Annotated in this window: 13 protein-coding genes; 11 read left to right on the top strand and 2 right to left on the bottom strand. The window is 48.4% G+C overall.

The window, feature by feature from the left end:
• Nucleotides 1-27: 27 nt before the first annotated feature.
• The 6 genes from ACYSNS_RS04420 to ACYSNS_RS04395 all read left to right on the top strand — a co-directional run bounded on the left by ACYSNS_RS04420 (nt 28) and on the right by ACYSNS_RS04395 (nt 6665).
• Nucleotides 28-828, top strand: coding sequence for an alkaline phosphatase family protein (locus ACYSNS_RS04420; protein WP_461721938.1), 801 nt, complete (start codon nt 28-30; stop codon nt 826-828).
• The gene (locus ACYSNS_RS04415) at nt 825-1649 is read left to right on the top strand and encodes an ABC transporter permease (protein ID WP_461721937.1); all 825 of its coding nucleotides are present in this window, start codon (nt 825-827) and stop codon (nt 1647-1649) included. Before ACYSNS_RS04420 ends, ACYSNS_RS04415 begins: the two co-directional genes overlap by 4 nt.
• On the top strand, nt 1646-2434 hold the full coding sequence (locus tag ACYSNS_RS04410; RefSeq protein ID WP_461721936.1) for an ABC transporter permease: 789 nt from the start codon (nt 1646-1648) through the stop codon (nt 2432-2434). Before ACYSNS_RS04415 ends, ACYSNS_RS04410 begins: the two co-directional genes overlap by 4 nt.
• Before the next feature lies 1 nt (nt 2435).
• Nucleotides 2436-3443, top strand: coding sequence for an ABC transporter ATP-binding protein (locus ACYSNS_RS04405; protein WP_461721935.1), 1008 nt, complete (start codon nt 2436-2438; stop codon nt 3441-3443).
• 181 nt (nt 3444-3624) lie between these two features.
• On the top strand, nt 3625-4962 hold the full coding sequence (gene trhP / locus ACYSNS_RS04400) for a prephenate-dependent tRNA uridine(34) hydroxylase TrhP (RefSeq protein WP_461721934.1): 1338 nt from the start codon (nt 3625-3627) through the stop codon (nt 4960-4962).
• Between the two features lie 41 nt (nt 4963-5003).
• The gene (locus tag ACYSNS_RS04395) at nt 5004-6665 is read left to right on the top strand and encodes an AAA family ATPase (protein ID WP_461721933.1); all 1662 of its coding nucleotides are present in this window, start codon (nt 5004-5006) and stop codon (nt 6663-6665) included.
• A gap of 26 nt (nt 6666-6691) precedes the next feature.
• Here the strand turns inward: ACYSNS_RS04395 and ACYSNS_RS04390 are convergent, their stop codons facing one another.
• Nucleotides 6692-7639: a HEPN domain-containing protein gene (locus ACYSNS_RS04390; RefSeq protein ID WP_461721932.1), complete on the bottom strand. Its 948-nt coding sequence runs from the start codon at nt 7637-7639 to the stop codon at nt 6692-6694.
• Between the two features lie 158 nt (nt 7640-7797).
• Nucleotides 7798-8142 (bottom strand): DUF3088 family protein, encoded by a 345-nt coding sequence (locus ACYSNS_RS04385; RefSeq protein ID WP_461721931.1) that lies wholly within the window; start codon nt 8140-8142, stop codon nt 7798-7800.
• 225 nt (nt 8143-8367) lie between these two features.
• On the opposite strand from ACYSNS_RS04385, the gene ACYSNS_RS04380 reads away from it, so the two are divergent.
• Genes ACYSNS_RS04380 through ACYSNS_RS04360 form a run of 5 tightly spaced genes read left to right on the top strand, consistent with a single transcriptional unit; the run spans nt 8368 to nt 13753 of the window.
• Complete coding sequence (locus tag ACYSNS_RS04380) at nt 8368-9372, top strand: MsnO8 family LLM class oxidoreductase (protein WP_461721930.1); 1005 nt, start codon at nt 8368-8370, stop codon at nt 9370-9372.
• Between the two features lie 28 nt (nt 9373-9400).
• A complete protein-coding gene (locus ACYSNS_RS04375) occupies nt 9401-10732 on the top strand; it encodes an LLM class flavin-dependent oxidoreductase (protein ID WP_461721929.1) in 1332 nt (443 codons plus the stop codon).
• Between the two features lie 26 nt (nt 10733-10758).
• A complete protein-coding gene (msuE, locus tag ACYSNS_RS04370; RefSeq protein WP_461721928.1) occupies nt 10759-11361 on the top strand; it encodes an FMN reductase in 603 nt (200 codons plus the stop codon).
• Nucleotides 11362-11374: 13 nt separating this feature from the next.
• Complete coding sequence (locus tag ACYSNS_RS04365; protein ID WP_461721927.1) at nt 11375-11944, top strand: GNAT family N-acetyltransferase; 570 nt, start codon at nt 11375-11377, stop codon at nt 11942-11944.
• 12 nt (nt 11945-11956) lie between these two features.
• Nucleotides 11957-13753, top strand: a complete 1797-nt coding sequence (locus tag ACYSNS_RS04360) for an amino acid ABC transporter permease/ATP-binding protein (protein ID WP_461721926.1) — start codon at nt 11957-11959, stop codon at nt 13751-13753.
• Nucleotides 13754-13761 lie beyond the last annotated feature (8 nt).

Here is a 13761-nt window from a genome sequence, read left to right as displayed (position 1 = left end):
CCATCCAGCTCCTGAAAAGGTCAAATCATGTCAAAAGTCATTCTTATTGTTCTGGATGGATTGCGTTACGATACGGCGCGCGAATGCCTCGGTTATCCTGAAGCGATGGTACGTCAGGAGCGCGGCCATGTTTTCAAGCTGCAAAGCGAACTGCCTGCCATATCCCGTCCCCTCTATGAAACCATTTTGACAGGGCGAACGCCTGTTGACCACGGTGTTGTCAGCAACACTATCAATCGTCGCTCCAATGGAGAAAGCGTTTTTTCACTCGCCCGTCAGGCCGGTCTGGTTACGGCGGCGGCAGCCTATCATTGGGTCAGCGAATTATATGTCTCTTCCCCATTCAATCCGCAAAAAGACCGCCTCTTAATCAACGGAAATAGCGCAATCCAACACGGCATGTTCTATTGGGAGGATACCTATCCCGACAGTCACTTGTTTGCCGACGCGCAGACGCTGCTTGACCGGTTCTCACCACATTTTTTGTTGCTGCACCCTATGAATATCGACGATAGCGGCCATAAAAACGGCGGCAACTCGCCGTCCTATCGCAACAAGGCGCGCAATGCGGCAGACCTTCTGGCGCAATACATGCCGCAATGGCTGGAAGATGGTTATAAGATCATCGTCACCGCTGATCACGGCATGGGTGACGATGGAAACCATGCCGGCCCGCTGCCGTCTGAATCGGAAGTGCCGTTTTATACATTCGGCTTCAAGCTTTCCGACCCCTCTCTTTTTTCCCAAACACAGATCGCCGATCTATGTTGTCAGCTTTTGGGCATCGAAAGCACCCATATGGCACCTTTTGAAGGGAATATAATGTGATTGGCGCACCAAAATATATGCGGCTTTATGCACTCCCCCTTCTGCTGTTTTTGGCCGTTATTATCGGTTTGCCGCTTTTCAGTGTGTTTGCCGGCTCGATAGGTCATCATAGCGACCGTCTGGCATTTTATACGCGTATCCTTAGTTCAAAATTTTACTTAAACTCTTTTATCAGCACGATACAACTTTCAATTCTTACCACACTCATCGGCATGGCTTTTGCAATTCCCATCTGCATCAGCCTGAGGGCTGCATCCGCCCGCTCGCAGAATATCGCGACGGCACTTGCCAATCTCGGCGCAAACTTCGCCGGCGTACCCGCCGTTATGGCCTTCATAATTCTTTTGGGTGTCAACGGCATCCTGACACAGGCGCTCATCAATCTTGGCTTGGTCGATGAAATCAACATTTACAGCTTCGGCGGTCTTATTCTTACTTACTCCTTCTTTCAAATATCGCTTGGCATTGTACTTATTCTGCCTGTCATTATTTCACTGTCACCCGACATTCAGGAAGCAGCGCACCTTATCGGAACATCAAAGTTCCGCTTCTGGCGGGCAATAGGACTGCCTGTTGTTTCACGACAGTTGATTGCTGTTGCCATTTTGCTGTTTGCCAACGCCATGGGCACTTATGCAACTGCTTTTACGCTTATCGGCACATCGGCGCGTATTGTAACGGTACGCATCGGCGAGCTTGTGGCCGGTGATGTGTTTGCAAATCCCGGCCTTGCCAATGCTCTATCGGTTTGCCTGCTCGTTCTGCTGCTCGTACCCATCGGCATCAGCCAATTGATCAAAGGCCAGAGGACGATGAAATGAAACAATCTTTTCTGGCCAAATCGTCCATTCTTGTATTAACCGGTCTGATGTTGTTGCCGCTTTTGGCACTGGCAATCAATGCCGTATCCACTCAATGGTCACAAACCATATTGCCAACAGGCTTTACATCGTCATGGTTGACCGAAGTGGTCTATGAGCCAAGGTTCCAAGCGGCTTTGCTGCGCAGTGTCGCCGTAGCAGGTCTTGCCATAGCGCTTTCGATCGTGCTTATCATTCCGGCAGTTTTGGTTGGCCATGTCTATTGGCCAGCGTTGGACCGCTGGCTTGCACGCCTTGTTATCCTGCCTTATGCCGTGCCGGCTGTGGTGCTCGTTGTCGGCTATCTAAAAATCTTTTCCGTGCCACCTTTGCAGATCAATGGCACATTGTGGATATTGGTTTTTGCCTATGTGCCGATCTGCTTTCCAATGCTCTATGTGTCGACAAAAAACGCCCTGAACGGCATTACGGTAAAAGACTATCTTGATGCCGGACGCCTTACGGGCGCATCGGACGAAGCAATTTTTGCAAAGGTCATCATTCCGCTTATCCTGCCAGCATTGCTATTGGCTGTATTGCTCAATTTCAGCATATTGATGGGCGAATTTGTCTATGCCAATTTGTTGGTCGGCGGTCAGTTTGAAACATTGCAGATATACATCTACGCCCATCGCGCCGATAGCGGACGCCTCTCCAGCGCAATGACACTGCTTTATTTCTGCTTCCTGCTTTTCATGACGGCAGTAACCCTTTTTATCAAACAACGCTTATCAAGGAGCGCTTGACATGTCGGGCCTTATTATCGAACATCTCAATTCGCGCTATGGCGAAAAAACTATTCTGGACAATATCAATCTTGATATTGCCGAAGGTGAATTTCATGTGCTGCTTGGGCCATCGGGCTGCGGCAAAACAACGTTGCTGCGCAGTATTGCCGGTTTACAGCCCATATCGGGCGGCACCATAACCATGGCGGGCAAACGGCTTGACTTGCTACAACCGAAAGACCGCGACCTTGCAATGGTGTTTCAGCATTACGCGCTTTTTCCCAACATGACGGTACGCGAAAATCTGGCATTCGGGTTAAAGCAAAAGAAAACCCCAAGGGCGCAGATTATCGACCAAGTTGATCGCATGCTTGATATGACCGCCATGACAGAACACGCCAACGCCCTGCCCGCCAACTTGTCGGGTGGGCAAAGACAACGTGTGGCTTTAGCGCGCGCGCTTATTCTAGAGCCGAAGCTGCTTTTACTTGATGAGCCACTATCGGCATTGGATGCGCAAATACGAAAAAAACTGCAACAAGACCTCAAGCGTATGCAGCGCCAGTTTGGCCTCACGGCTATCCTTGTCACCCACGATCAGGAAGAAGCGCTCATGCTGGGAGACCGTATCTCCATTCTTGATCGCGGTGAGATCATGCAAAGCGACACAGCGCAAAATATCTTCTATCGGCCGAAAAACCTTTTTGTTGCTGGTTTTCTTGGCGATGCCAATATCATACCAGCCCATCATGCAACGCGCCTGACGGGACAGAACCATAAGGATGCTTTGGTCATCCACCCCGCCAGCTTCCGCGAGGGCACAGACGAAAATGCCGCTTTGACATTGGAAGGCGAAGTTATGGATGTGCAGATTATGGGTCAGCTTCTGCGCACCAATATCCGGTATTGCGATCTGGAATTGCGCTATGACCGTATCAACCGGTTTGATCTGCGCCAGCCGCAACAGGGCAGCAAGATTATATTGTCTTGCGAGCAACGGGATATCCACCATTTGCCGGTGCAGTGAACCGCTGCATCGATGCATAATGGTTCAAGGTCAGGCATAATTGGATTAAGCGGATATGGCCTACTACCAGATGCGTGTTAGCTGTGCCTTTGCGGACACGGCAAACGACATGTATCGTACGGTTGAAGGGCGGGTGTAGTTCTGCTAAACAACGGGCAAAAATGAATCCCCGTGAGTTAGAATGTCGATATCCCATAAAACAGAACTGTTAAGCCCTGCCGGCACCCTGAAATCCATGCGTTATGCCTTTGCCTATGGCGCAGATGCGGTTTATGCCGGCCAGCCGCGCTATAGCTTGCGCGTGCGCAATAACGAGTTCAACCATGCTGAAAACTTGAAAATCGGCATTGATGAAGCCCATGCGCAAGGCAAAAAGTTTTATGTCGTGGTCAATATCGCGCCACATAACAGCAAGCTGAAAAGCTTTGTCAGCGAGTTGAAGCCGGTTGTCGATATGGGGCCGGATGCACTGATTATGTCAGACCCCGGTTTGATTATGCTGGTGCGGGAAAACTTCCCGCATATGGATGTCCATTTGTCTGTGCAGTCCAATGCTGTCAATTGGGCAACAGTGAAGTTCTGGAAACAAATGGGCCTGACGCGCGTCATCCTTTCGCGGGAATTGTCGTTGAAGGAAATTGAAGAAATCCGCGAGCATGTGCCGGAAATTGAACTGGAAGTGTTTGTGCATGGCGCGCTTTGCATGGCCTATTCCGGCCGCTGCCTGCTTTCTGGCTATATCAACCACCGTGATGCCAACCAAGGCACCTGCACCAATGCCTGCCGCTGGAAATACGGTGTGGAAGAAGGCACGGAAAACGAGCTTGGCGAGATCGTCAAGGCAGAAGAAACGGTTGAGGAAGAGAATGCCCCGACTTTAGGTGAAGGTGCCACAAGCGACAAGGTTTTTGTGCTGCATGAAGCCAACCGGCCAGAAGCCGAAATGACCGCGTTTGAAGATGAACACGGCACCTATATTATGAATTCAAAAGACCTGCGTGCCGTGCAATATGTTGAGAAGCTGGTGGAAATTGGCGTGCATTCGCTGAAAATTGAAGGCCGCACCAAGTCGCATTATTATGTGGCGCGTACCGCACAGGTGTATCGCAAGGCCATCGACGATGCGCTGGCTGGCCGCCCGTTTGATGATAATTTGATGGTGGTTTTGGAATCGCTGGCCCACCGTGGCTATACCGAAGGCTTTTTGCAGCGCCATAAACACAAAGAATATCAGCATTATGCCACAGGTTCATCACTCACCGGCCGCCAGCAATTTGTCGGCGAGTTTACTGGCGAGCGTAAAAACGGCTTGGCCGAAGTGATCGTGAAAAACCGCTTTGCGCTGAACGACAAGGTGGAAATGATGACCCCGCAGGGCAACATCAACTTCACCATTGAAACGCTGAAGAATAAGAAGAATGAGGACATAGACGTGGCCCCCGGTGACGGCCATATCGTCTACATTCCTATTCCTGACGATGTGAACCTATACTGCGCGCTTCTCATGCGGTATGTTTAAATATATTTGTCGTTTGCTAAAATAGATTTGAGGGGGAAATTATGGAAAAAGCAGCCATCACATTTAAGGTACCTACTTTTACAGCAGACTCTGTTGAGACTATTGATCAACTAATAGACGTTGAACTTGGACAGTCTGTTATTATGGTTGGTGCTAATGGCAGTGGTAAAACTAGGTTGGCTGTGAGCATAGAAAATCAATTGGGGTCACTTGCTCATCGAATATCTGCACATCGAGCAATAAATTTAAACCCTAACGTACCAAAATTAGGTGAAAAAGAAGCTAGAAATAAACTATTTGTTGGAATAGATAATGAACACATTTCTACAAGCTTTATGAATTACAGAGCATCTCAAAGATGGAATCATAAAGAAGCAACAATTCTTCTTGATGATTTTGATAAGTTATTACAAGTTCTTTTTGCAGAGCAAAACAATGTCGCACTGAAGACACATAAGTCAGCTAGAAAAAACGAAAATCCAAATACTTTAAATACTCAGCTTACAAAATTTGAAATTCTTGAAGGGATTTGGTCACGCTTACTACCTAACAGACAACTTGATATAACAGGTGATGACATCAACGTTGTTGTTCCTAATACTGAACTAAAATATAGCGCGTCTGAAATGAGCGATGGGGAGCGTTCTTTATTCTACATGATTGGGCAGGTTTTGGCCGCAAATGAAGGCCAACTCATTATCATTGATGAACCTGAATTACACATACATCGCTCTATTATGTCAAAACTTTGGGATGAGTTAGAAGCGATACGACCAGATTGCGCCTTTCTGTTTATAACGCATGATTTGGAATTCGCGGCTTTAAGGTCTGCTAAAAAACTTGTTATTCGTGATTATCGATCGCAGCCATCACGAGCATGGAATATTGAAGAGGTTCCTGACAATACCGGTTTCAGTGAAGAATTAACAACTTTAATTTTAGGTAGTCGACAACCAATTCTATTTGTTGAAGGCGATCAACAAAGCCTTGATATTGCGCTTTATAGAAGTTGTTATCCTGAATGGACAGTTATCACACGTTCTTCATGTGGTGAGGTCATACATGCGGTCAGCACTATGAGGGCCAATCCTAGTCTAACACGCATAACCTGTGCTGGATTGGTTGATAATGACCACCGTAATGATGCTGATATGAAATATTTAGAAGATAAGGGTGTTTATACACTTCCCGTCAATGAAATTGAGAATATCATTTTATTGCCAGAAGTCAGTCGTGCTATTCTGAAATATGAGAATTTCGATGGTCAGGAATTGGAAGATAAACTAGCACAATTATCAAACCTTCTCTTCGAAAGAATCAAAGAAACAAAAAATATCAAACTCAGTGTAAATCGCTATATCAATAGGTATTTGCATGCCAATTTAAAGAATATTCATATATCTGAAAAAAGCAATGACGATAACATTGAAGATTATGTAATAAAACAAACGTACGATTTGAAACTTAATGACGTTATTTCGCAATTCAAAAATGATTTAGATACAGCTATCAAAAATAGAAATTTAACAGATGTTTTAAAACTATATGACAACAAGGGTCTGATAAAAGATGCAGCGTCTGTTCTAAGAAGTTGTAGTAAAGACGCTTTCCTTAGTTGGCTTATGCGAACCTTAAAAAGTGATCAAAATACAGCTTTGGTAAAGGTTATAAAAGCTATTTTACCAACCATTAAAGCTGTTTAGTTTTCCGTAATTATTAAATAAAATTCCTACTCGTCGTCACTGCTTCTAGGCTTACTTGCACCGATTGCTAGATGGGCTTCGCAGATTTCTTTGACCTTTGTCTGTAAATATTCAATGCGACAGAAAAGCCATTCAAGTTCTTCCGGTGTAATGAAATAGTGGGGCGAATAGCGCCCCTCAACATAAGCGCGGAGCAGAAGGTTGAATCTGTAACGCGCTATTTTCGTGTCACGCGGCCAAACGCCAATAAGCTCCGGTGCCGCCTCGTTTGCCAGATTGCGTAACCGCCCGATATTATGCAGCTTCGGGCTGTAAAGCTTCACCGTCAGCAGTAAACAATGATAAATTCGTTCTGTCGCCTGATGCGCTAAAAAAGCAGCATTGCGAAGGAAGGCAGTTTTGGTGGTTTCATTGCGTTCTTGCAGTGCTTTTGCCAATGAATATTTGGCATTGTCAAAAATGGCTAGTGAGGAGGTATACCACTCATTGAAATATTTCACCGATTCAGAGCGTTTCAGCTCATCGCTCATTTCACCGGGTTTACTGAACGGAACACTGTTGGCTTCATAAAGAATGATGCCATCACGGAGAATATCCAGAAAGAAAGGTCGCCCCACCTTAAGCTGGCAGTTAACATCGTAAATGGAATGGACGATCAGTTCCACCGGCGTTTTAATGCGCTTGGTAATGGTCGATTCTTGCAGCAGTCGTTCTTCTGCATCATACCAGTAATCGGGCTTGGCATATTCTTCCTGATTGACCACCACCAGCAAATCATAATCTGAATAATAGCCGCTGATGCGGTCTTCCACCCAGCCACCGCGGGCGTATGAGCCATACAGCACCAGTTTATGAATGCGACCTTTCGGTGTGTCAGGTGGCAGGCGCTCCGCTTGCGCCCGTTCAAATTCGTCAAACAGAAGTTTGGCAATATAAGTCAACTCGCGCCGTTTGCGCGGCGGCAAGTGTTTCAACTTTTCTTCCAAGAATCCAAAATCTGAAATCATGCGTTGATATAAGCATAAGCTTGCCGCGAAAAACAATGGCTGAATACGCTACACACCGCTTTATGCTTTCGCACTTCTGATCTGCACATGCGACCGGCAGTTTTAATGCCTGATTGCCACTTGTTTCAGTGGCTGACCGGAATGCCGTAAAGTTCAGCCAATGCGGCCAAAATCGGCGCGCTTCCGGCAACCAGCTGGTGGCCATCATGCTCGCCTGTCTTATGGCTGGTGGTGCGGCCCTTCCCCAGGATCAACAATGGCAGCGCCTGATGCGCCTCGCCCGCAATGGCGATCACCTCTTGGCGCGGGCGCGGAAAGTCGGCATAACGCACATCGATATCGTTCAGCTTGTCTTTATAAACAGAAAGTGCGCCCTCCACCGGCAGACAGTGCGGACAAAAGAATATCTTGTCGGGAATATTATCATCTTTAAATGCGCTAGGTAATAAATAAAGAATATCTTTTGCCATGACAGCCTCGCCTTGAAATTCATTCTCCAAATTTCATCTTATACATTTTAAATGCAAGTTCATATAAGCCTTGATATTTAAATAATGGTAAAAAACAGAAAATGTTTTTTACTTTATGCATTTTTAATAGAATTTCCACGCTATCAAATCGCTCAAAATCCGCCAATTATAAAATATATTTCGGATGCCCTGTGCGGCACACAATAAAACGGCAGGAGAACACGCATGGTTTATGATTTGAGCCTTTTGGATAAATGCCCTTTGGAAGCCGATAAAAGCGGCGTCCATGCGTTGGCCAATGCGGTTAGAACTGCGCAAGCCGCCGAGGCTGCAGGTTTTCGACGCTATTGGGTGGCAGAGCATCACCATTCCAAGGAATTTGCATCCAGTGCGCCAGAGGTTCTGGTTGCCTATCTGCTTGCAGCAACCAAACATATCCGCATCGGTTCCGGCGGTGTGATGTTGCAGCACTATAGCCCGTATAAAGTAGCCGAAGTTTTCAACGTGCTTTCATCCTTGGCACCGGGGCGTGTCGACCTTGGTATCGGCAAGACACCGGGCGGCCTGCCCCATGCCACCAAGGCTTTGCAGGCCGAATTCGGTGATGAAACGCGCATTACCTTTGACGAAAAAGTGGAGCTTCTTAACCAGCTTCTAGGCGGAGAGGAAGTGTCCGAGGGGCGTTTTCAAGGATTGGCCGCCACACCACGTACGGAAACCAAAGCGCGGGCTTTTCTGCTGGGCGCAAGCGTTGAAAGTGCGAAGCTTGCCGCCCGTCTTGGCTGGCAGTTAAGTTATGCCGGGCATCTCAATGGCAGCGACGAAAAGTTGAAGAACACCGTTACCGCCTATCGCAAAGCCACCGGCGGCGGCGTGCCACAACTGGCGCTGGCTGCTGTTGTTGGCAGAAGCGAGAAAGACGCCAAGGAACGTGCCGACGCTATCTTTATCTATAAGATCCACTTTTCAGATGGAAAAACGTTTTCACTCACCACGCAAGCCGCAGCCGAGGATTTCGGCAGGCTTTCCGGTCGTTCGGATTACACCATCGAGCAGCACCGTACGCAGGTGATTGCGGGAACGGCTGAAACAGTCAACCGCACCTTGCAAGCCTTGCATCGTCAATATGGCATTGGCGAGTTCATGTTGGAGCTGCCAGCAACAAGTGTCGAAGAACGCATTGACGCCATAGGCTCGCTCGCCTTTGCGCAAGAAAAGATTGCTGCCTGACCGCAACCCAAAGAATGAGGACAAAGACATGACCAAACAGAAAATCAATTTCGGGATTATGCTTCACGGTGCTGGCGGCCATATGAACTCGTGGCGGCACCCCTCTGTACCGGCTGATGCCAGTGTTAATCTGGCATATAATCTAGACCTTGCAAAACGTGCTGAAGCAGTTGGACTGGCCTTTGTTTTTGTTGCCGACGGACTTTACATCAACGAAAAGTCCTTGCCGCACTTCCTCAATCGCTTCGAGCCGTTGACCCTGCTGTCCCTTATTGCAGGCCACACATCCAAAATCGGGCTTGGCGGCACGGTTTCGACATCATATAGCGACCCTTACACGGTGGCACGCCAGTTTGCTTCGCTTGATCTTTTAAGCGGCGGCCGCGCAGCCTGGAACATTGTTACAACCCCGCTGGAGGGCACGGCAAAAAACTATGGCCGCCCCCACCCTGAACATAGTTTGCGGTATGAAATTGCCAGCGAATATATTGATGTCGTGCAAGGCCTGTGGTCTTCATGGGAAGATGACGCCTTTATCCGCAACCGCGAAACGGGGCAATTTTTCACGCCTGAAAAAATGCATCGTGTTGATCATCAAGGCCGGTTTTTCTCGGTTGAAGGGCCGTTGAACATTCAACGTTCGCCGCAGGGAGAACCGGTAATTTTCCAAGCGGGCGCCTCGGAATCCGGCATCAACTTCGCGTCGAAATATGCCGAAGCGGTCTTCACCCATATCCAGAATATTGACGATGCCAAGGTCTATGCTAAACGCATTAAAGATAGCGCTATTGGGCATGGCCGGTCTGCCAATGACGTGAAAATTTTCCCGGGCATCAACCCCATTGTGGGCCGCACAAGAGAAGAAGCGGAAGAAAAGTATCTGGCGATAAGGAACCTCGTCAATATTGATGATGCGCTTGCCTATCTCGGGCGCTATTTCGATCATCACGACTTCAGCCAATACGATCTCGACAGTGCATTTCCAGACATTGGTGACATTGGTCAAAACAGCTTCCGTTCGACGACCGACCGTATCAAACGGGAAGCGGTCAAAAAAAACCTTACCCTGCGTGATGTTGCCCTAAATGAAACAACGCAACGCGGCGACTTTATCGGCACTTACGATGATGTAAGCGAACAGATCATCCAGTGGGTGGAAAGTGGAGCAGCCGACGGCTTCATCCTGACGATGATGGTCAGCGGTCAGGGCTTCGACGATTTTTCGTCGGAAATACTGCCAAGACTTGAAAAGCGCGGTTATTTTGATGGAATTTTGCCAGAAACTACACTGCGGCAAAACCTCGGGCTTTCCATTCCACAAAACCGTTATGCAACGCAGCGCGCCATTCAGGCCGCTTGAAACAGGCTGTACAAGGAATTACCGTTATGAGTAAGATTATTGCCTTTTCCGGCAGCACGAGCAGGCCTTCAAAAACCAGCGCTTTGTTGCACGAGATCGGACAAAAGGCCGCGCGCCATTATGATGCTGAAGTCACTTTCTACGACATGAGCGATGTCGGGCCGTCGCTCGGCATAGCGCAGCGTACTTGCGAACTTGCCCTTGGCGCACGCAACATCATTGACGAATTGGCGTCTGCCGATGCCCTTATCATTGGCAGCCCTGTTTATAAGGGCAGCTATCCCGGCCTATTCAAGCATTTTATCGACCTGATCGAACCGGAGCTGCTTTATGGCAAGCCAATTCTGCTTGCGGCCTCTGGCGGTGGAGACCGCCACGCGCTGATGGTGGAACACCAGCTGCGGCCACTCTTCGGATTTTTCATGGCACATAGTCTTCCAACGGCCATTTATGCAGCCGCACGCGACTTTAACGATAGCGGTGAAATCGCAACAGCCGATCTGCTGCTCCGCATTGATAAGGCCATCAGCCAGCTTGCGCCATTCCTGCCACCAAAAGCGCATAAACCAACGCGTTTTTCGACACATGTGTCGGGTCTCGATGCTTCGCCCATCAGCGTCGTGGCCTAAAGGAGAATGCAACATGCTCGATTATTTTCTTTATACCACGACCGATGACCCGAAAGCCAAGCCGCTTCGTGATGCTCTTTTACATGAATATGACAGCCGCTATGGAACGTTTTATGACGAACAAGGTGCAGCTGCCGAGTTGGACAGATACCCACCGGCGGCATTTTCTCCACCAACAGGCAATTTCCTTTTGTTAATGCGTGGGGATGAGACGATTGGCGGTGGTGCGTTCAAGTTTTTCGACCAACAAACAGCCGAGTTAAAGCGCATTTGGACTGCTGATCGTTATCGAAGGCAGGGTCTTGCCGCGCGAATTCTGGCTGAATTGGAAAATCAGGCCGCCTTGCAAGGATATCATCGGCTTTATCTTACAACAGGCTTTCGGCAGCCAGAAGCGGTAGGGCTTTATCTAAAGCATGGCTATACCAACCTGTTTGATCTGCAAGGTGATTGGGAAGCCTATCGCCATTTGCCGTTCGAGAAAGATATCACGCATCTGGTTTTACAAAGCGAAAATGCAAAATTGCTGCGCGCAGCCACGCACAATCACGCCGAACGCCACTTACAGCTTCCGGCCTTATAAGGAAACGTGCCCATGTCAACGACAACTGAACTGGCCGCTGTGGACATTTCCCTTCACGGTAAAACCGACAGTCAAGATTATTCCGATTACAAGGTCGTCCCCGCTCGCTATCCCCTGCGTATGGCGGGAACGGTTTTCGCCGTCATTGTCATTGGGCTTATTCTATCTTCCATCCTTACCAATGAGCGTTGGGGTTGGCCGGTATTTGCACAATGGTTTTTCTCGGAGCCTGTTCTTGTCGGCCTTGGACGCACAATCCTTTTAACGATACTTGCCGCCATCTCAGGTTCCTTTCTCGGCACACTCCTTGCTCTGGCGCGGGTATCCCGATCGCCATTGCTGGCAGGCCTTTCATGGTCTTACATCTGGTTGTTGCGCTCCGTGCCTTTGATTGTGCTGCTACTCATCCTCAATAATCTCGGTTATCTCTATGAAAGCATTCGCATTGCCAACCCGTTTAATGGCGATGTGCTGGTTAATTATCCTATGGTATCGCTTCTGACACCATTTGCCGCGGCATTTATCGGCTTGACCTTGAACCAATCGGCCTTTTTTGCCGAAATTGTCCGGGGTGGTATTCTTTCTGTCGATCAAGGCCAGCATGAAGCTGCCGCTTCCCTTGGCCTGTCGAAAAAGCGGCAAGCAATCCGTATCGTGTTACCTCAGGCCATGCGGTCTATCCTGCCAACGGGTTTTAACGAAATCATAGGCTTGGCCAAGGGCACCTCGATGGTCTATGTCTTGGCGTTGCCCGAGCTGTTTTACACGGTACAGGTGATCTACCGGCGCAATCTGGAGGTCATCCCGCTGCTAATGGTTGCAACCGTTTGGTATCTTATCATCATGACCGTGCTTTCGCTCGCGCAATATTACATTGAACGCTACTATTCCAGAGGTGCCGTTCGCAATCCTGTAGCGCTGCCATTTGCAAAATTACTCCGCCGTTCCAAAGACGATCAAGTACACATTTCCAAACGGCTAAGCGAGGTAGAATCTGGCGTACTGCACACACAGCATAATGGATTTGGCGACATCCATTCCGGTAATGGTGCACGTGTCAACATCCACAATGTGTCAAAATATTTCGGTACAAACAAAGTATTGGATGACATCAATATCAATATCAAAGCTGGCAGTGTCACGGCTATTCTAGGGCCGTCAGGATCAGGTAAGTCTACGCTGCTGCGCACAATCAACCATTTGGAGCGGGTGGATGGCGGTTTCATCGATGTTGATGGCGAGCTTGTAGGTTATCGCAAGCAGGGCAACAGATTGTTTGAATTGAAAGAGAAAGATATACTCAAACAGCGCGCCGATATTGCGATGGTTTTTCAGAATTTCAATCTCTTTCCTCATCTCACCGTTCTCGAAAATATTATTGAAGCGCCGATACAGGTGAAGAAACAGCCGCGTGAACAAGCGGTGCAGGACGCCATTGATCTTCTGGCGCGGGTAGGACTTCTGGACAAGGCACAAGCCTATCCGCGTCAGCTTTCAGGCGGGCAACAACAGCGTGTTGCCATTGCGCGTGCTTTGGCATTGCGGCCGCGTGTTTTACTTTTTGATGAGCCGACATCTGCGCTTGACCCCGAATTGGTGGGTGAAGTTTTGGATGTGATAAAGGAATTGGCCCGCACCGGATCGACCTTGATTGTTGTAACCCATGAGATCGCATTTGCGCGCGAAATTGCCGATACAGTCATTTTCATGGAAGCCGGTCGGATTCTCGAAAAAGGCAGTCCTGATAACATTTTCAACCATACAAGACATGAACGCACACGCAGCTTCCTCGACAAAGTGCTGCAATAAGCGACGAT

It is taken from the genome of Bartonella sp. LJL80 (assembly GCF_054871565.1).
Note: the sequence above shows the minus strand (reverse complement) of the source record. Positions and strands in the feature narration are given on the sequence as shown.